Source organism: Stenotrophomonas sp. YJH_SMC_57, assembly GCF_059369755.1.
The window spans coordinates 1-17,573 of sequence record NZ_JCAFSZ010000001.1 but is presented as its reverse complement, the minus strand read 5'-3'; the positions used below and the strand labels follow the sequence as shown (position 1 = coordinate 17,573).

16 protein-coding genes are annotated in these 17,573 nt (G+C 68.1%); 12 read left to right on the top strand and 4 right to left on the bottom strand.

Translation table 11 applies throughout. The features are described 5' to 3' along the window. Positions 1–8 precede the first annotated feature (8 nt). The 5 genes from AC5P7U_RS00080 (at position 9) to AC5P7U_RS00060 (ending at position 4,990) form a co-directional block, all read left to right on the top strand. Entirely contained in the window at positions 9–1,037 is a 1,029-nt protein-coding gene (locus AC5P7U_RS00080; RefSeq protein WP_006459093.1) for an aspartate-semialdehyde dehydrogenase, read from the top strand. 104 nt (positions 1,038–1,141) lie between these two features. Continuing rightward, positions 1,142–3,145 carry a FimV/HubP family polar landmark protein gene (locus AC5P7U_RS00075; RefSeq protein ID WP_197564520.1) on the top strand — a complete coding sequence of 668 codons (2,004 nt, stop codon included), beginning with the start codon at positions 1,142–1,144 and terminating at the stop codon, positions 3,143–3,145. A 26-nt stretch (positions 3,146–3,171) separates the two neighbouring features. Further along, positions 3,172–3,534 (top strand): VOC family protein, encoded by a 363-nt coding sequence (locus AC5P7U_RS00070; RefSeq protein WP_197564525.1) that lies wholly within the window; start codon positions 3,172–3,174, stop codon positions 3,532–3,534. Between the two features lie 32 nt (positions 3,535–3,566). After that, the gene (gene truA / locus AC5P7U_RS00065; protein ID WP_006458878.1) at positions 3,567–4,337 is read left to right on the top strand and encodes a tRNA pseudouridine(38-40) synthase TruA; all 771 of its coding nucleotides are present in this window, start codon (positions 3,567–3,569) and stop codon (positions 4,335–4,337) included. Continuing rightward, positions 4,334–4,990, top strand: coding sequence for a phosphoribosylanthranilate isomerase (locus AC5P7U_RS00060; protein ID WP_006458876.1), 657 nt, complete (start codon positions 4,334–4,336; stop codon positions 4,988–4,990). The genes truA and AC5P7U_RS00060 overlap by 4 nt, the downstream gene beginning before the upstream one ends. A gap of 45 nt (positions 4,991–5,035) precedes the next feature. Here AC5P7U_RS00060 and AC5P7U_RS00055 read toward each other — a convergent pair whose 3' ends face one another. Continuing rightward, positions 5,036–5,923, bottom strand: coding sequence for a LysR family transcriptional regulator (locus AC5P7U_RS00055; RefSeq protein ID WP_197564519.1), 888 nt, complete (start codon positions 5,921–5,923; stop codon positions 5,036–5,038). Positions 5,924–6,020: 97 nt separating this feature from the next. Between AC5P7U_RS00055 and trpB the strand changes: the two genes are divergently transcribed. From trpB to AC5P7U_RS00025, 6 genes are all read left to right on the top strand, one after another. Then, positions 6,021–7,238 carry a tryptophan synthase subunit beta gene (gene trpB / locus AC5P7U_RS00050; protein ID WP_006458839.1) on the top strand — a complete coding sequence of 406 codons (1,218 nt, stop codon included), beginning with the start codon at positions 6,021–6,023 and terminating at the stop codon, positions 7,236–7,238. Then, entirely contained in the window at positions 7,235–7,924 is a 690-nt protein-coding gene (locus tag AC5P7U_RS00045; RefSeq protein ID WP_197564518.1) for a hypothetical protein, read from the top strand. The genes trpB and AC5P7U_RS00045 overlap by 4 nt, the downstream gene beginning before the upstream one ends. Before the next feature lies 1 nt (position 7,925). After that, positions 7,926–8,735: a tryptophan synthase subunit alpha gene (gene trpA, locus AC5P7U_RS00040; protein WP_197564517.1), complete on the top strand. Its 810-nt coding sequence runs from the start codon at positions 7,926–7,928 to the stop codon at positions 8,733–8,735. Between the two features lie 215 nt (positions 8,736–8,950). Then, positions 8,951–9,826 carry an acetyl-CoA carboxylase, carboxyltransferase subunit beta gene (gene accD / locus AC5P7U_RS00035; protein WP_049456113.1) on the top strand — a complete coding sequence of 292 codons (876 nt, stop codon included), beginning with the start codon at positions 8,951–8,953 and terminating at the stop codon, positions 9,824–9,826. Continuing rightward, entirely contained in the window at positions 9,826–11,187 is a 1,362-nt protein-coding gene (glmM, locus tag AC5P7U_RS00030; RefSeq protein ID WP_006458806.1) for a phosphoglucosamine mutase, read from the top strand. The genes accD and glmM overlap by 1 nt, the downstream gene beginning before the upstream one ends. A 257-nt stretch (positions 11,188–11,444) precedes the next feature. After that, complete coding sequence (locus AC5P7U_RS00025) at positions 11,445–11,927, top strand: RcnB family protein (RefSeq protein WP_006458805.1); 483 nt, start codon at positions 11,445–11,447, stop codon at positions 11,925–11,927. 49 nt (positions 11,928–11,976) lie between these two features. Here AC5P7U_RS00025 and AC5P7U_RS00020 read toward each other — a convergent pair whose 3' ends face one another. The 3 genes from AC5P7U_RS00020 to AC5P7U_RS00010 are packed head-to-tail and all read right to left on the bottom strand — an operon-like array spanning position 11,977 to position 15,869. After that, entirely contained in the window at positions 11,977–12,834 is an 858-nt protein-coding gene (locus AC5P7U_RS00020) for a polysaccharide deacetylase family protein (RefSeq protein WP_006458804.1), read from the bottom strand. Further along, positions 12,827–13,972 carry a glycosyltransferase family 4 protein gene (locus tag AC5P7U_RS00015; RefSeq protein WP_197564516.1) on the bottom strand — a complete coding sequence of 382 codons (1,146 nt, stop codon included), beginning with the start codon at positions 13,970–13,972 and terminating at the stop codon, positions 12,827–12,829. The genes AC5P7U_RS00020 and AC5P7U_RS00015 overlap by 8 nt, the downstream gene beginning before the upstream one ends. A gap of 19 nt (positions 13,973–13,991) precedes the next feature. Further along, positions 13,992–15,869: a DUF3413 domain-containing protein gene (locus AC5P7U_RS00010; protein ID WP_006458802.1), complete on the bottom strand. Its 1,878-nt coding sequence runs from the start codon at positions 15,867–15,869 to the stop codon at positions 13,992–13,994. 194 nt (positions 15,870–16,063) lie between these two features. Here AC5P7U_RS00010 and AC5P7U_RS00005 point away from each other — a divergent pair, with 194 nt between their 5' ends. Beyond that, positions 16,064–16,999 (top strand): isopenicillin N synthase family dioxygenase, encoded by a 936-nt coding sequence (locus tag AC5P7U_RS00005; RefSeq protein ID WP_197564515.1) that lies wholly within the window; start codon positions 16,064–16,066, stop codon positions 16,997–16,999. Positions 17,000–17,573: the final 574 nt, after the last annotated feature.

Sequence of the window (17,573 nt, the reverse complement as noted above, 5' to 3'; positions counted from 1 at the left end):
TTCCCCCCATGAGCAATGCACAGCGCAGTTTCCACGTCGCCGTCGTCGGTGCCACCGGCGCGGTTGGCGAGACCATGTTGTCGATCCTTGAAGAACGTGATTTCCCGGTCGGTACCCTGAGCGTCCTGGCCTCCGAGCGTTCGGCCGGTGGCGAGATCGAGTTCAACGGCCAGAAGGTCACGGTGCAGGATCTGGCCACTTTCGACCCGACCGGCGTCGAGATCGCCCTGTTCTCGGCCGGTGGCAGCGTGTCGAAGGAGTACGCGCCGAAGTTCGCCGCTGCCGGTGCGGTGGTGATCGACAACTCCTCGGCCTTCCGTTACGACGACGACGTGCCGCTGGTGGTGTCCGAGGTCAACCCGGACCAGGTCGGCAACCGTCCGCGCGGCATCATCGCCAACCCGAACTGTTCGACCATGCAGATGCTGGTGGCGCTGGCGCCGCTGCACCGCAAGTACGGCATCGAGCGCATCAACGTGTCCACCTACCAGTCGGTGTCCGGTGGTGGCCGTTCGGCGATGGAAGAGCTGGGCAAGCAGACCGGCCAGCTGCTCAGCTTCCAGGAAATCGATCCGCAGCGCTTCCCGGTGCAGATCGCCTTCAACCTGATCCCGCACATCGACGACTTCCAGGACAACGGCTTCACCAAGGAAGAGATGAAGCTGGTCTGGGAAACCCGCAAGATCCTCGGCGACGACAGCATCCTGGTGAACCCGACCGCAGTGCGCGTGCCGGTGTTCTACGGCCATTCCGAGTCAGTGGCGATCGAGACCCGCGACAAGGTGACCGTGGCCGAAGCGCGTGCGCTGCTGGAGCAGTCGCCGGGCATCGAAGTGGTGGATCGCCACGAAGCGGGTGGCTACCCGACCCCGGTCACCCACGCCTCGGGCACCGACGCGGTGTACGTCGGTCGCATCCGTGAGGACCTGTCGCACCCGCGCGGCCTGAACCTGTGGATCGTCTCGGACAACGTGCGCAAGGGCGCGGCACTGAATGCCGTGCAGCTGGCTGAGCTGGTCGCCGCCGAACAGCGCTGAGCAGCGAGGTTGGCTCACCGGTAGTGCCGGCCGCTGGCCGGCATTGCCGCAGGTCGTCCATCGGTGGGTGCGGACCTTGGTCCGCACGCTTTATAGTGTCGCCCATGAATAAACGGGCCAGGGGCGCAACGCGCCCGCTCAGCTATCTTTCCGCCGCGCTGCTGGCCCTGGCCAGCAGTTCGGCGCTCGCCCTGGGCTTGGGCGACATCCGTGTCCTGTCCAAGCCGGGCCAGCCCTTGCTGGCCGAGATCCCGGTGGTCTCGGCCGACCCGTCCGAGCTGGAAAACCTGAGGGTGGCGCTGGCTTCGCCGGTCACCTTCGAGCGCGTCGGCCTGCAACGGCCGACCGGGCTGGTCAGCGAACTGCAGTTCGAACTGACCCGCAACGCGCAGGGCAGGGCGGTGGTGCGGGTGACCTCGCAGGCGCCGGTCGAGACGCCGTCGCTGAGCTTCCTGATCGAGGCCGACTGGGGCCAGGGCCGGCTGGTCCGCGAGTACTCGGCGCTGGTCGATGCACCCTCCAGCGCGCTGGCCGTGGCCGAGCCGGAGATCGTCGCACCGGCCGGCACCCTGTCCAATACCATCACCCGCGAGCCGGCACCGGCACCGGCACCGGTGGCAGAGGCGGCCGGTGCGCCGCCGTCCGCGCCTGCGCCCACGCCGGCACCGGCACCGGCACGACCGCGTGCGGCGCCCGCGCCGGTTGCGGCCGCTCCGGCCGATGGCAGTGTCACCGTACAGCGCGGCCAGACGTTGTCGCAGATCGCCAGCGCGGTGGCGCGTGGCAACCAGGTCAGTCGTGATCGCGCGATGATTGCCCTGCTGCGCGCCAATCCCGAAGCCTTCATCCGTGGCAACGTGAACCTGCTCAAGCAGGGCGCAGTGCTGCGCATGCCAGGCAGCGATGCGCTGGCGGCGGTCGATGCTGCCGAAGCAGCTGCACTGGTGCGCGAGCATGCGGCGCAATGGCGGCAGGCACGTACCGTGCCGCAGCCAGCAGGTACGGTCGCAGCGGTGGCCAAGGCAGAAACCGCGAACGCCACGTCCCCGTCGGCGGCCAGCGGCGCACGGCTTGAAATCGCCCCGGCGCTGGCGTCCGACGCCGCGAACGCGGGCACAACCACCGGCACCGCTGCCGGCAGCGAGGGTGACATGATGGGCAACGAGCAACTGCGCCAGGCGCGTGAGGACATCGCTACCCGCGATGCCGAGATCGGCGAGCTGAAGCAGCGCGTGGCCGATCTGGAGAAGCTGAAGGAACAGCAGCAGTCGCTGATCGCGATGAAGGACAACGACCTGGCTGCCGCGCAGCAGCGTCTGGCCCAGGCGCCGGGCAGCCGCGACGCGGCAACGCCGTGGTACTGGCTGGGCCTGCCCGTGCTGTTGCTCGCCGCGGCGGCGGCCTGGCTGCTGCGCCGGCGCAAGCCGTCGCCGTTGCCGCCGCTGCGCGAAGAAGGCGATGCCACTGGCCTGGCTGCGGCGGTGCCGGCAGGTGCGGCGCTGGATACGCTGGCCGAGCAGTCCTCGTGGTCGTCGGTGGTGGACGACGGTGGCCGCCAGGAGCCCGCCATGCCGGCCTGGGCGACCGCAACCGAGGTGCAGGAGGACGTGGCTGCCGAACCGATCGCCGACGTCGCCGCCCAGGCTGACTGGCAGGCGCAGACGCTGCGCGATGACGAAGTGGTGGAGCTGCCCGAGGCCGTGACCGATCTGCCGCGCTGGGACGAGCCGGTGCCCACGCAGGACATCCCCGTGCCGGATGAGCTGGTCGCGCAGGCGGTCCCTGACGAGATCGCGGTGCCCGACTATGCGCTGCATGCCGAGCAGCAGCCGCAGTTCCGTGGCGTGTTCGATCTGCCGGCCGAAGCGCATGAGAGTCCGGCGCAGGCCGATGCTCCACACCACGAAGACACCCCGTCGACTGCGGCTGTAGCCGACGGCGACGCCGGTTGGGCGCCGCGTGCCGGCCAGGAACGGCTGGAACTGGCCATCGCCTATCTGGATCTGGGCGATGCGCAGACCGCGCGTACCCTGCTGCTGGAAGTCGCCGAGGGTGGCGATCTGCATAGCCAGGCACAGGCCCGCGAGCTGCTGGCGCGCCTGCCGTGACCGAACCCGCCGACAAGGACCGTGCCATGAGCCGCGAGCGCCGCATCGACTACGTTGAATTCGCCTCCTCTGATCCGGTGGCCACCCGTGCCTTCTTCGAGAAGGTGTTCGGCTGGTCGTTCGTCGACTATGGCAGCGACTACACCGCCTTCGACGATGGTCGCCTGCAGGGCGGCTTCTTCCGCGGTCAGCCGCAACGGGCCAGTGACAGCGGCGCACCGCTGCTGGTGCTGTATGCCGACCACCTGGCCCCGGTCGAGGCGGCGGTGCGTGATGCCGGCGGCGAGATCGTGCGCCCGGTGTTTTCCTTCCCCGGGGGCAGCCGCTTCCAGTTCGTCGAGCCCGGTGGCAACGAACTGGCGGTGTGGTCCGAACGCGACCCGGCGTGAGCGCCGCCCCACACGCAGCATCGAGGTAGCACATGCGTTACGCGCTTGGCGTCGAGTACGACGGCAGCGATTTCAGGGGCTGGCAGAACCTGGGCGAGGGTGGTCCCAGCGTGCAGGCCAGCCTTGAACTGGCCCTGTCGTCGGTCGCCGATGCGCCGTTGCAGGTGGTCTGCGCCGGTCGCACCGATGCCGGCGTGCACGGCCAGTGCCAGGTCGTGCATTTCGACACCGACGTGGTGCGCGATCCGCGCGCCTGGATGCTCGGCACCACCACCCGCCTGCCGCGCTCGATCGCGGTGCGCTGGTGCGTGCCGGTGGCCGATGATTTCCACGCCCGTTTTTCCGCGCGCGCGCGCCGCTACCGCTATCGGCTGCTCAACCGCGAAGTGCGGCCGGCGCTGGGCCGCCAGACCCTGAGCTGGGAGCGGCGGGCGCTGGACGAGACCCTGATGCATGCCGCCGGCCAGGCGCTGCTTGGCGAGAACGACTTCAGCGCGTTCCGATCGGTGCAATGCCAGGCGCTGCATGCGCGGCGCGAACTGCAGTCGCTGCAGGTCAGCCGCCAGGGCGAGGTGATTGAAGTGGCGGTGCAGGGCAATGCATTCCTTCATCACATGGTCCGCAATATCGTCGGATCCTTGATCCTGGTGGGCAGCGGCGAAAAACCGGTGGACTGGATCGCCGAACTGCTGGCCGGGCGCGATCGCACCGTAGCCGGTCCCACCGCACCGCCGCAGGGCCTGGTGTTCCTTGGGCCCCTGTACCCCGACAACTGGCATCTGCCCGCCGAGGTCACGCTATGAGCCGTTCCTACTACCGCACACGCATCAAGTTCTGTGGCATGACCCGCGCCGGCGACGTCCGCCTGGCCGGTGAGCTGGGCGTGGACGCAGTGGGTTTCATCTTTGCCCGCGAGAGCAGCCGCCGGGTCGCCCCGGCCGAAGCGCGCGCGATGCGCCAGGCGATCGCGCCGATGGTCGACGTGGTGGCGCTGTTCCGCAACAACAGCAAGGAAGAAGTGCGCGAGGTGCTGCGCACGGTGCGGCCGACCCTGCTGCAGTTCCATGGCGAGGAAGACGAGAGCTTCTGCCGCAGTTTCAACATGCCGTACCTGAAGGCGATCGCCATGGGCGGGCGCGAAGAGGTCAACGCCCGTACCCTGCAGCTGCGCTATCCCAGCGCCGCCGGCTTCCTGTTCGACAGCCACGCGCCCGGCGGCGGTGGCGGCACGGGTGTCGCATTCGACTGGGGCCGCATCCCGACTGGCCTGCACCGCCCGTTCCTGCTGGCCGGCGGCCTGAACCCGGACAACGTCTATGACGCCGTGCTGGCCACGTTGCCGTGGGGCGTGGATGTCTCCAGCGGCATCGAACTGGAGCCAGGGATCAAGGATGGCTACAAGATGCGCACCTTTGTCGAGGAAGTGCGTCGCGCGGACTGCACCGTTCTGGAGTGATCGGAATCACTGTCTGCATCAGGGAAAGCGGCGGGCTGGCCCAGGTCAGCCCAGCTGCGAGCTGACCCAATCGGCCAGCGCATCCACGCGCGCATCGGCCAGGCCCTCCGGTCGCGCCAGCACCCAGAAGCCGCCGGTGGCGGTAAATCCCCACGGCGCGATCAACCGCCCCGCTGCTAGATCCTCGGCCACCAGCGGCTCGGGCGCGATCGCCGGGCCCAGCCCGGCTACCGCTGCCTCCAGCAGGTAATACAGGTGCTCGAAAGCGGTGCCCAGCTGCAGCTTCGATGCGTCCAGGTCATGTGCCTGCGCCCAGGCCGGCCACGCCTGCGGTCGTGAGCTGGTGTGCAGCAACGTTTCCTGCAGCAATGCCGAGGGCGGGACATGCCGCAGGCGCTGCGCCGCCGGGTGGGAGGGGGCCACCACCACGCCAACGCGTTCCGGCGCCAGTTCGCGCACCTGCCAGCCGCGCGGCCAAGGCCCCTGCGCCAGCAGCAGGACCGCATCCAGCGCGGCCTGGGCCTCGGTGAAGCTGCCGTCCAGTGCCGACCACTGCAGGCGCACGCCGGGCAGGGTGGCCTGCAGCGCGGGCAGTCGCGGGATCATCCAGCGCGCCAGTACGCTGCCGCTGCAGCCCAGCACCAGTGCCGGGGATGCCGTCGGCCGCCGCAGTTCGCGCACGCAGTCTTCAATGCCGGTGAACGCCTCGCTGCATGCCATCTGCAGGCGGGTGCCTGCGGCGGTCAGGCGCAGGCCGCGACCGGCACGCTGGAACAAGGCCATGCCCAGATGGTCCTCCAGCAGCTTCAGCTGCCGGCTGACCGCACCGTGGGTGACATGCAGGTCCTGTGCGGCGCGGCCGACTCCGCCCAGGCGGGCGGTGGCCTCGAACGCGCGCAGCGCGTTGAGCGGCGGGAGCTGGGAGATGCTCATGTGAGATTTCCTGACAATATGCGCCAGATAATATCCATTTTCCGGTCACGACCCGTGCGCTAGAGTATCCACCTGTCTTGAACCACCGGTCGCTTCCATGTCTGCCTCCCCCATTGCCGACTACCACGCCTTCCCGGATGCCCAGGGCCACTTCGGCCGCTACGGTGGCAGTTTCGTTGCCGAAACCCTGGTCGGCCCACTGCAGGAGCTGGCCCAGGCCTATGACCAGGCCCGCCAGGACCCGGCCTTCCAGGCGGCCTACGACAAGGACCTGGCCCATTATGTTGGCCGTCCCAGCCCGATCTACCACGCTCAGCGCCTTAGCGATCACGTTGGGGGCGCGCAGATCCTGCTCAAGCGCGAGGACCTGAACCACACCGGCGCGCACAAGATCAACAACACCATCGGCCAGGCCCTGCTGGCGGCGCGGATGGGCAAGAAGCGCATCATCGCCGAGACCGGCGCCGGCCAGCATGGCGTGGCCAGCGCCACCGTCGCCGCGCGGCTGGGCCTGGAATGCGTGGTGTACATGGGCGCCACCGATATCGAGCGGCAGAAGATCAACGTCTACCGCATGAAGCTGCTCGGCGCGACGGTGGTGCCGGTCACCTCCGGCTCGGCCACCCTGAAGGATGCGCTCAACGAAGCGATGCGCGACTGGGTGACCAACGTGCAGGACACCTTCTACATCATCGGCACCGTCGCCGGTCCGGACCCGTACCCGCGCATGGTGCGCGATTTCAATGCCATTGTCGGGCGCGAAGCACGCGAACAGATGCTGGCCGAGTACGGCTGCCTGCCCGATGCGATCACCGCCTGCGTCGGCGGCGGCAGCAACGCCATCGGCCTGTTCCATGCCTTCCTCAACGATCGCCAGGTCGAGATCGTCGGCGCCGAAGCGGCAGGTGATGGCATCAGCACCGGTCGCCATGCGGCGTCGATCGCCGCCGGTCGCCCGGGTGTGCTGCATGGCAACCGCACCTACGTGTTGTGCGACGACGACGGCCAGATCATCGAAACCCATTCGGTCTCGGCCGGCCTGGATTATCCGGGCGTCGGCCCGGAGCACGCGTTCCTGGCCGATACCGGCCGCGCACGCTACCTCGGCATCACCGATGAAGAGGCGCTGCAGGCGTTCCATCTGCTGGCGCACACCGAAGGCATCCTGCCCGCGCTGGAATCCAGCCACGCGCTGGCGCAGGCGATCAAGCTGGCGCGCGAGCGTCCACGCGACCAGATCGTGCTGTGCAACCTTTCCGGCCGCGGCGACAAGGACGTGCATACCATCGCCGCGCGCGAAGGCCTGGTACTGTGAATTGCATGCTGCGCCATGGCGGGGCGTGGGTGCTGGCGGTCGGCCTGGGCGGTTGCGCGCCGCCCGATCCGCCGGTGCTGGCGCCGGCGCCGGCGTCCCCGGCGGCGATCGCCCCGGCACGCCAGGTTGCCAGCAACGACGATGCTGCAGCACATCGGCCAATCGAAGACGCACCGTTGTCTGGCGCAGACGATGCCGCCGATGAGGACAGTGCGCCGGCGGTGGTTTCGGTGGCCCTGGACCATGCCGGCGAGGTGCTCATCGGCCAACCTTTCAGTGAACTGCAGAGCGAAGGGCAGTGGCACTCGGCCGGGCTGAGCGAGGCGACCTCGGGGCGCTGCGAGTATTACGAGCGCGGCACGCTGCCTGAAGGCGTGGCGATGATGGTGCAGGACGGCGACGTGGTGCGTTTCGACCTGGCCCCCATCGACGATTCGGGCCAGGTGGTGATCCAGCCGGGGCCGTTCGGCCTGCACCTGGACATGCCGCGCGCGCAGGCCCTGCAGCGGCTGCCCAAGGGCGTCTCCGCCCAGCCTTATGGCAATGATGTGGAGGCCGGCGAGACCCTGCTCTGGCAGGACCCCGGTTCCGACCTGGCGATCCGCGTGGAGATCGTCGACGGCACCGTATCCCGAATGTACTGGGGCGCCAGCGGCGCCGTTGACCTGATCGAAGGATGTACCTGACATGTCCGTATCCCGACTTGATGCCTGTTTCCAGCGCCTGCGCGAGCAGCAGCGCAAGGCGTTGATCCCCTTCATCACTGCCGGCGATCCCTCGCTGGAGGCTACCGTGCCGGTCATGCACGCATTGGTCGAGGCCGGCGCCGATGTGATCGAACTGGGCGTTCCGTTCTCCGACCCGATGGCGGACGGACCCACCATCCAGCGCAGCTCCGAGCGCGCGCTGGCGCGCGGTGCCGGCAGCCGCTACGTGCTGCAGGCCGTCGCGCAGTTCCGGGAGCGTGATGCGCAGACCCCGGTGGTGCTGATGGGCTATCTGAATCCGGTGGAGATCCATGGCTACGCTGCGTTCGCCGGCGCCGCGGTGAAGGCCGGCGTGGATGGCGTGTTGCTTGTCGATCTGCCGCCGGAAGAAGCCGGTGACGCACAGCAGGCCTTCGAGGCGGCCGGCCTGGCGCTGGTGCTGCTGGCGTCGCCCACCACCAGCGAAGCGCGCGCCGACAAGCTGCTGGCCCTGGCGCGAGGCTACCTGTACTACGTCAGCTTTGCCGGTGTCACCGGTGCGTCCGAGCGGTTGGACAGTGATGCCGCCAGCGCGCGCCTGCAGGCACTGCGCGAGCGCGCCTCGGTGCCGGTCGTGGCAGGCTTCGGCATCAAGGACGCGGCCAGTGCCGCGGCGATGGCGCGGCAGGCCGACGGCGTGGTGGTGGGCAGCGCACTGGTGGCGGTGCTGGCAGAGGCGGGCTCGGCGGAAGACGCCGCGCAGCGCGCCGGGGCCTTCCTCGCTCCGTTGCGGCAGGCGCTGGACGCGTAGCGGTCGCGCCGGCCACTGGCCGGCATCCTCCTCACCCGCCTGCGTACAGGGGACTGCCGGCCAGCGGCGGGCACCACCCGGACCTAAACGTACGTCCCAGCATGGTTTTTTCCTGCTGGCCCGGGCACCGCAAGGGGTGCACGGGCGGGGGCAGCGGAGCTAGACTGTCCGCCTTTGCGGCCCCCGGGCCGCCCTGAACGGAAGTGTCCTCCCGCATGAGTTGGCTCAGCAAGTTGATGCCGTCCGGCATCCGCACCGACAACACCCCCAGCAAGAAGCGCAGCGTCCCCGAGGGCCTGTGGGAAAAGTGCAGCAACTGCGGCAGCGCGTTGTACCGTCCGGAACTGGAAGAAAACCTGGAAGTCTGCCCGAAGTGCGGCCATCACATGGCGATCCGTGCGCGTGCGCGGTTGGCGGCCCTGTTCGACGCCGACAGCACCACCGAGATCGGTGCGCGCCTGGGCCCGACCGACCTGCTCAAGTTCAAGGACCAGAAGAAGTACAGCGAGCGCATCAAGATCGCGCAGAAGAACACCGGCGAGTACGACGCGCTGATCGCCATGCGCGGCCTGCTCAAGGGGCGCGCGCTGGTGGCTTCGTCGTTCGACTTCGCCTTCATGGGCGGCTCGATGGGTTCGGTGGTCGGTGAGCGCTTCGCGCTGGCTGCCGAAACCGCAGTCGAGATCGGCGCCCCTTACGTGTGCTTCTCGCAGAGCGGCGGTGCACGCATGCAGGAAGGCCTGTTCTCGCTGATGCAGATGGCCAAGACGTCGGCCGCGCTGGGCAAGCTGCGCGAAGCCGGCCTGCCGTACATCTCGGTGCTGACCCATCCGACCACCGGTGGCGTATCGGCATCGTTCGCGATGCTGGGCGACATCAACATCGCCGAGCCGCAGGCGCTGATCGGCTTTGCCGGCCCGCGCGTGATCGAGCAGACCGTGCGTGAGAAGCTTCCGGAAGGTTTCCAGCGCTCGGAGTTCCTGCTGGAGCACGGCGCCATCGACCAGATCTGCGACCGCCGCGAAATGCGCGACCGCCTGTCCGACCTGCTGGCGATGCTGGGCCGTCAGCCGGCGCCGGAGGTGGTTTGATGGGGGGCCGCAAGTACTTCGGTACTGATGGCATCCGCGGGCGGGTTGGCCAAGGCGTGATCTCGGCGGACTTCGTGCTGCGCCTGGGCAATGCCCTGGGGCGTGTGCTGGTCGCCCAGCGCGGCCAGGACGGGCGCCGGCCGATCGTGCTGATCGGCAAGGACACCCGCATTTCCGGCTACATGTTCGAAGCTGCACTGGAAGCCGGGCTGGTCGCCGCCGGTGCCGACGTGCAGCTGCTCGGCCCGATGCCGACTCCGGCGGTCGCATTCCTGACCCGCACGCTGGGCGTGGATGCCGGCATCGTCATCAGCGCTTCGCACAATCCGCACTACGACAACGGCATCAAGTTCTTCTCCGCCCAGGGCGAGAAGCTCGACGATGCCACCGAACTGGCGCTTGAGGCGGCGCTGGATCTACCGTTCACCACCGCCGAATCAGAAAAGCTGGGCAAGGCGGCGCGGGCGCGCGAGGCGGTCGGCCGCTACATCGAGTTCTGCAAGGCCAGCGTGCCGCGCGCCTTCGATCTGCGCGGCCTGCGCCTGGTGCTGGATTGCGCGCACGGCGCCACCTACCAGATCGCACCGCTGTTGTTCCGTGAGCTGGGGGCCGAGGTGATCGGCATCGGCGCCGAACCCAATGGCATCAACATCAACGCCGGGGTCGGCTCCACCCATATCGACAATCTGGCCGCCAAGGTCCGCGAGACCCGCGCCGATCTCGGCATCGCCTTCGATGGTGACGGTGATCGCGTGCTGATGGCCGACGACCAGGGCAATCCGGTTGACGGCGATGACCTGCTGTACATCCTGGCGCGCGCGTGGAAGGCCGAAGGTCGCCTGCATGGCCCGGTGGTCGGCACGCTGATGAGCAACTACGGCGTGGAGAAGGCCTTCGCCGACCTGCAGATTCCGTTCGAGCGCAGCAACGTCGGTGACCGTTACGTGCACCAGGCGCTGATTGAAGGCGGTGGCGTGCTGGGTGGTGAAGCCTCCGGCCACCTGCTGTGCCTGGACCGGGCAACCACTGGCGATGGCATCATCAGCGCCCTGCAGGTACTGGTGGCGCTGCGCAGCAGCGGGCAGACCCTGCGCCAGGCGCTGAAGGGGCTGGTGCGGGTACCGCAGAAGACGGTCAACGTGCGGCTGGGCAATGTCTCGGCCAAGGCCACGGTGCAGGCCGACCGCGTGCAGGCCGCGCTGGCCGTCGCGCAGCAGTCGGTGGCTGGTCGTGGCCGTGCGTTCCTGCGCCCGTCCGGTACCGAGCCGGTGGTGCGGGTCACGGTGGAAGCCGATGACGCAGCGCTGATGCAGGAGACGCTGGACCGTCTGTCAGCTGCGGTCCGTGAAGCCGCTGCCTGAGTCCGGCTGCCGTACAACCTGACACCACGACATGGCCGCCTTTGCGGCCATGTCGTTTTCCAGCGAGGGTGACTGAACCGATCGCGACCGGCGATCACGTTCAGCTGTGGCTGTGCGCTTTGTGACATGGCGTGAACGATACGCGGCGTATTCCCGGGATCAGGATCTCGTGCCTGCATGCAGGCGCCGCGCAGGCCGGGACCCGGTCGGAGCCGTTCGTGCTCCATCCTTTCACTGTTGTTGCAAGGACCATGACCATGAACACTTCATTGCGCTGCGGCCGCTGCCTGCTGGCAGGTGCGCTGCTGGTGCTGCCGTTGCTGGGTGGCGTCTCCATTGCGAGCGCCGAACGTCGTCCCGAAGGTGGGCCGCACATGTCCGCCCCGCGCGAGGAGCCGATGCGCGCGCCGTGGGGCTACCCAAGGATGGAACGCCCGCGCGAGCTGGGCAATGCACGGCCGGCGTTCCGCGAGGAGTACCGGCACAATTTCCGCGCCGACCATGCCTTCCGCATCGGGCCCTACCATCCACCGGTGGGCTATGCGTACCAGCGCTGGCACTACGGCCAGTACCTGCCGCGTCCGTACTGGATCGGCGACTACATCCTCAACGACTTCTGGCTGTTCGGCCTGGACATGCCGCCGATGGGCTACGAATGGGTGCGCTACGGCCCGGATGCGCTGCTGATCAACACCGGCAACGGCGAGATCGTGCAAGCCGTGTACGGGCGCTTCTTCTGAGGCCGACACAGGCCTCCCGCGCCGCAGCGGGCGGGGGAGGCCCTTGCGCTCAGGGCCCCGGCACCATCTTCTTCTGGCGCGCCTTGAAGCCATTGAACAGCGGTGCGATCAGCGGGTTGTAGCTCTGCGCGATGCGCTTGCGCAGCCAGCTGGCCGGGCGGTTGCGGATCGCAAACCGGTAGATGCGCTCCGGATCACCGCCCACCACGTTACGGCCGAACGGGTGGGTGGTGTGCAGGTAACGGAAACCCTGCTCGCGTGCCACTTCAATGTGGTCCTGGTCGAAATCGCCGTAGGGCCAGCACAGCGTGTCGGATACTTCGCCCAGCTTTTCCTGCAGCACGTCGCGCGAGATCGCCAGGTCGTGGCTCAGGCCGGCGCGGCGCTGTGCACGGTCCAGGTCGTCGCGGCGCAACCAACGGGTATGGGTGTGGGTGTGGCAGTGCACTTCGAAGGTGCCGGCGGCGATGGCGGCCCGCGCTTCGCTCCAGCGCATCATCACATCATCGCTGCGGTTCTGTTCGTAGATCGCCGCTTCGCAGCCACGATGGTCCGGAGTGGCGGGCAGCGACGCTCCGGCGATGCCGGCGTGCGGCCGCTCCGGGCCTTCGCCCATCCAGCCGGTGACCACGAACACCACCGCGTGCATGCCGTACTTCTGCAGGATCGGGTGCGCGTAGACCCAGTTGTCCAGGTAGCCATCGTCGAAGGTGATCACGATCGACTTGCGCGGCACCGGCTTGCCAGCCAGGAAACCGGCGTACTGGTCCAGCGTCAGCGAGGTCCAGCCGTTGCCGGCCAGCCAGGCGATCTGGCTCTCGAAATTCTCCGGCGACACGGTGATCATGCCCGGCGATGGGCTCACGTGGTGGTGCATCAGCACCGGTACGGTTCGGGCATCAGCCATGTCCCAGCTCCTTCAGCCACTGGTGGTAATAGTGTTCGGTGGTTTCGCCGTGGCCATCCGGGGTGAAACGGTGCGCGCTGCGCATCCAGTCCCACCCGGCGCGGCCCATCTGCCGTCGCCGTTCCGGATCGTCCACCAGCAGGCGCAGGGCGCCGGTCAGGGCTGCATTGTCGCCCAGCCGGGTGAGGATGGCATTGCTGCCGTCGACCACCATCTCCGGTACGCCACCGACGCGGGTGGCCACGATCGGTACGCCGACGTAGGCCGCTTCCAGGAACACGGTACCGGCGGCCTCCTTGTGCGAGGCCAGCGCGAAGATGTCGAACCCGGCCATCAGCCGGCAGGCCCCATCGCGGTAGCCGAGCAGATGCACCTGCGCCTGCAGCCCATGCGCATCGCGCATCGCCTGCAGTCGATCCATCACCGGCTGGCCGTCACCCACCACCACCAGATGCACGTTCGGGTTGGCCTTGCACAGCGGCACCATCGCCTGCAGCAGGTCGGCGTGGCCCTTGGGCTCGCGGAGCACCGCCACGCATCCCACCACCACGTCCTGTTCGCCGAAGCCCAGCTCGGCGCGGACTTCGGCGCGCACGTCCTGCAGTCGCTGCCACGGATTCTCCAGGCGCATGTCGCTCCAGCGCGGCGGCACCGCGATCGGCGGCACGATACCGATGTGCTCGGCTGGAATGCCGCGGTCGGCCAGCAGCTGCTTGACGAAGCTGCTCACGGTCAGCACCCGGTGCGGGAGCCGGGTATAGGTCAGCAGTGAATTGACCGGGCTCATCAGGTGGCGCGAGCGCACCACCAGCGCGGTTCCGCCCAGGCGCGCACCGGCGGCAGCGATCAGTGCGTCGCGGCGGCTGGTCGTGTTGACCACGTCGTAGCGCTCGCGGCGTACCAGCCGCGACACCGACCAGATGCCGTGCAGCAACCGGGCCAGGCCGCCCATGCGCAGGGTGTGCACGGTGAAGCCATCATCGCGTGCCAGGGTGGCCAGCCGCGCATCGGGCTGGCACAGCAGCGACACCGCGTGGCCGCGTGCGCGCATCACCTGCATGTGGCGGAAGATGTAGATCTCCTGCCCGCCCATGCCTTTGGCGGCTTCGGTGTGCAGGATGCGCAGCGGACGGTTCATGCGGGTCGGTCCTTGAGGCTCAGCGGTTGCGGAAGCGGGTCAGCGCTTCCCATGCAGTGCGGACAGCGCCCGCATCGGGGGTCTGCTGTGGCAGCGGGCGGTAATGCAGGTCCAGCGCGGTCGCATTGCCGAACTTGTCGAACACGTAGATGGCATCGCCATCGCGCACCGCGCGCTGCGACCAGCTTTCGACCACCAGCGCGCGCCTGCCCTGCGGCTCGGCCAGCAGGTCGTGGCCGGTGCTGTAATCGGTCAATGCGTTCTCGCAGCCCAATGCATGACGCATCAGGGTCGGTACCCAGTCCTCGTGCGAACTGGTGCGTGATTCACGGCCGCTGGCCTGGCCCGGCCAATGCAGTACGAAGGGCACCTGCAACTGGTAGTCGGAGAAGTTGCCGTTGTGACCCCAGTAGTTCAGCTTGAGGTCGTTGAATTCCTCGGCATGGTCGCCGGTGACCAGCACGATGGTGTCTTCGGCCAGGCCTTGTGCGCGCAGATCGTCGAGCAGCGTGCCGATCAGGCTGTCGGCATAGTGCACGGCGGTGCGGTAGCGGTTGAGTTCCGGCGTCGGGTCATGCTCCGGGCCGAATTTGAGGAAGTCGATGTCCGCAGCCATGGGCGTCGCCACCGGCGGGTAGCCGTCGGGCATGTGGTAGGGCGCGTGGGTGGAATCGAGGAACACGAAGCCGAACCACGGGCGCTGCGCGGCCTGGCTGGCGCGGATGTCCTGCTGCAGTGCGCTGATGATCGCGCGGTCGCGGCCGTCGGACTTCAGTGCCGATGGGCCCTGGTGCAGCTGGTCGCGCACATCGGCGAACACGGTGCGGTCGAATTCCGGGCTGTACAGCGGCGCACTGCCGTACAGGTGCAGGTCGTAACCCTGCTGGCCCAGCACCTGGAACAGCTGCGAGCCACGCTGTTCGTCAAGCATGCTCGGCCAATAACCGCCGGGCAGGCCGTAGAGCAGCCCGAACAGGCCGTAGCGGGTGGCATTGCCGGTGCTGAAGTGGTGGTCGAACACGCGCGCGTCCTGCGCCAGCGCCGACGTGTTGGGCATCAGCTGCGGCGTCAGCACATCGCGGCGCAGCGATTCCAGTACCACCATCAGCACGTTGGGGCGATGTGGGCTCTGGCAGCGCAGCGGTTGCAACGGGTACAGCAGCTGCGCATGGCGCGGGTCGGGCAGGCCTGCCTGCTGCTGGCTGACCACGCCCAGGCGCCGCATGAAGCTCTTGGCCGTGATCGGCTGTGCCCACGGCAGATAGTTCCACTGCGCGATCACATCGCGGTCGCCGCGGGCGTCGTAGTAGGCCGTGGCGACCTGGCCACCGCCCATCAGCAGCGCCACCACCGCCCAGGCCTGCAGCACTCTGCGCCGGCGTGGCGCGGCCGGCAGCAGTTTCCAGCACGCCCAGGCCAGCAGGCCCTCGGCGGTGAACACCGCGGCAGCCAGCAGCGCGACCTGCAGCCAGGTCTTCCAGGACAGGGCAACCTGGTCCTGCAGGGCGCCGCCGAACACCATGTTCACGACCATGGCATTGAGGTGGAAGCGGTACAGGGTGAAGACCTTGGCGTCGACCAGCAACAGGCACAGCCACAGGCCCTGCAGCAGTACCGCGCTGATGCTCAGCGTACGCGCACTGCGCGGCCACAGGCCCAGCAGCAATGGCAGCAGGCCGGCCAGCGCGCCGAAGGCGAGCAGGTGGCCGGGCAGGGCGACCGCCAGATAGGCCAGGCCGGCGCCGCCGCCCGGATTGTCACGCAGCGGTACATTGCCCAGCGCGATCGCGGCGGCCAGCACGGCATTGCCGGCGACGAACAGCGACCACCACGCCAGCCGGCGCCAACGCCGGGCGGAACCTTCTATGGCGGGGGCGGCAGAGGCAGCTGCGGGCATGGCGGGGCAGGTTCAGGGCGCGCGGGAGAGGGACGGGGCCCACGTGACGGAAGCGTTACTCCGCGCGCGGGTCGCGCATTGTATCGGTTTGTTTCCTTGTATCGAGTGGCGTCCCCCGGGCGATCTGTCACAATGTTCAGGCGGGCCATGAATGCGTTGGCCCCCTCAGACCCAACGACAAGCCAGGAACCGCTGTGAGCCAGATCCCCACCCTCGACATCACCCGTTTCGACAGCGACCGCGAGGCCTTCGTGGCCGAGCTGGGCGCGGCCTACCGCCAATGGGGATTCGCGGGCATCCGCAACCACGGCATCCCGCAGGCCGACATCGACGCGGCCTACGATGCCTTCAAGGCCTTCTTCGCCCTGCCGGACGAGGTCAAGCGCAAGTACCACGTGGCCGGCAGCGGTGGCGCCCGCGGCTACACCCCGTTCGGTGTGGAGACCGCCAAGGGCTCGAAGCATTTCGACCTGAAGGAGTTCTGGCACATCGGCCGTGAAATCGCCGACGATTCCAAGTACCGGGACGTGATGGCGCCGAACCTGTGGCCGACCGAGGTCGAGGGTTTCCGTGAGCGCGGTTACGGTCTGTATCAGGCGCTGGACAACCTGGGTTCGCGCGTGCTGTCGGCGCTGGCCCTGCACATCGGCCTGCCGGAGGACTTCTTCGCCGACAAGACCAACTTCGGCAACTCGATCCTGCGTCCGATCCATTACCCGCCGATCACCACCGACGACATCCCGAACGTGCGCGCCGGTGCCCACGGCGACATCAACTTCATCACCCTGCTGGTCGGCGCCAGCGCCGCCGGCCTGGAAGTGCAGTCGCACGAAGGCGAGTGGGTGCCGTTTACGTCAGACGCGGACACCATCGTGGTCAACATCGGCGACATGCTGCAGCGCCTGACCAACCATGTGTATCCGTCCACCATCCACCGCGTGGTCAATCCCCCGGGTGAGCTGGCGCGCCAGCCGCGCTACTCGGTGCCGTTCTTCCTGCACCCGAATCCGGACTTCCTGATCGACGTGCTGCCCTCGTGCATCACCCCGGAGAACCCGAGCCGCTACCCGGAGGCGATCACCGCCCACGGCTTCCTCGAGGAACGCCTGCGAGAGATCAAGCTGAAGTAACAAGGAGTGAAGGCCGCCGAAAGGCGGCCTTTTTCTTTGCAGGGCTGCGCCCTGCACCTGCAGAGGCCGAAGCCAAAGCCAAAGCCAAAGCCAAAGCCAAAGCCAAAGCGGCTCTGGGTTTCTGCGGGTTGGTCGGGGCGGTGTGGGTCGGCAGGACACGCCGTAAACCCATCCCTGGGGGCTCGATGGCGCCATCCATGGCGCCAACGGTCCTGCCAACCCACACCGCCCCACCCCTGACAGTTTCCCGGTAACGGTTGGTGGGTGTCGACCTTGGTCGACACGATTTCACGCCATGCGTGGATGAGATCTGTCAGGCATCGAGGCAGGGGAGGGGGCCCGGCTTCTGCTTTTGCTCTTCTTTTTTCTTTCCGTGGCGGGCGGAACCGCCGGAATGTGTCAGAGGCCGGGCGGGTGGGGATGACGGGGGTGTCTGATCTGGCCCCCCGTCAGCGGACGCCAAGAAGCGATACTTTGATCGCACTTGGAGGTCCCTTATGTCCCGTATCACCCGTCGTAGCTACACCGATGAGTTCAAGCACCAAGCCGTGGAGCTGGCCGAGTCGCTCGGGCC

Coding starts and splice junctions, on each gene's coding strand:
- AC5P7U_RS00015 (WP_197564516.1), bottom strand. CDS start 13,972: ATGAACCGTCCGCTGCGCATCCTGCACACCGAAGCCGCCAAAGGCATG.
- truA (WP_006458878.1), top strand. CDS start 3,567: ATGCGTTACGCGCTTGGCGTCGAGTACGACGGCAGCGATTTCAGGGGC.
- AC5P7U_RS00055 (WP_197564519.1), bottom strand. CDS start 5,923: ATGAGCATCTCCCAGCTCCCGCCGCTCAACGCGCTGCGCGCGTTCGAG.
- AC5P7U_RS00020 (WP_006458804.1), bottom strand. CDS start 12,834: ATGGCTGATGCCCGAACCGTACCGGTGCTGATGCACCACCACGTGAGC.
- glmM (WP_006458806.1), top strand. CDS start 9,826: ATGGGGGGCCGCAAGTACTTCGGTACTGATGGCATCCGCGGGCGGGTT.
- AC5P7U_RS00070 (WP_197564525.1), top strand. CDS start 3,172: ATGAGCCGCGAGCGCCGCATCGACTACGTTGAATTCGCCTCCTCTGAT.
- AC5P7U_RS00010 (WP_006458802.1), bottom strand. CDS start 15,869: ATGCCCGCAGCTGCCTCTGCCGCCCCCGCCATAGAAGGTTCCGCCCGG.
- AC5P7U_RS00060 (WP_006458876.1), top strand. CDS start 4,334: ATGAGCCGTTCCTACTACCGCACACGCATCAAGTTCTGTGGCATGACC.
- trpA (WP_197564517.1), top strand. CDS start 7,926: ATGTCCGTATCCCGACTTGATGCCTGTTTCCAGCGCCTGCGCGAGCAG.
- AC5P7U_RS00080 (WP_006459093.1), top strand. CDS start 9: ATGAGCAATGCACAGCGCAGTTTCCACGTCGCCGTCGTCGGTGCCACC.
- trpB (WP_006458839.1), top strand. CDS start 6,021: ATGTCTGCCTCCCCCATTGCCGACTACCACGCCTTCCCGGATGCCCAG.
- AC5P7U_RS00025 (WP_006458805.1), top strand. CDS start 11,445: ATGAACACTTCATTGCGCTGCGGCCGCTGCCTGCTGGCAGGTGCGCTG.
- accD (WP_049456113.1), top strand. CDS start 8,951: ATGAGTTGGCTCAGCAAGTTGATGCCGTCCGGCATCCGCACCGACAAC.
- AC5P7U_RS00075 (WP_197564520.1), top strand. CDS start 1,142: ATGAATAAACGGGCCAGGGGCGCAACGCGCCCGCTCAGCTATCTTTCC.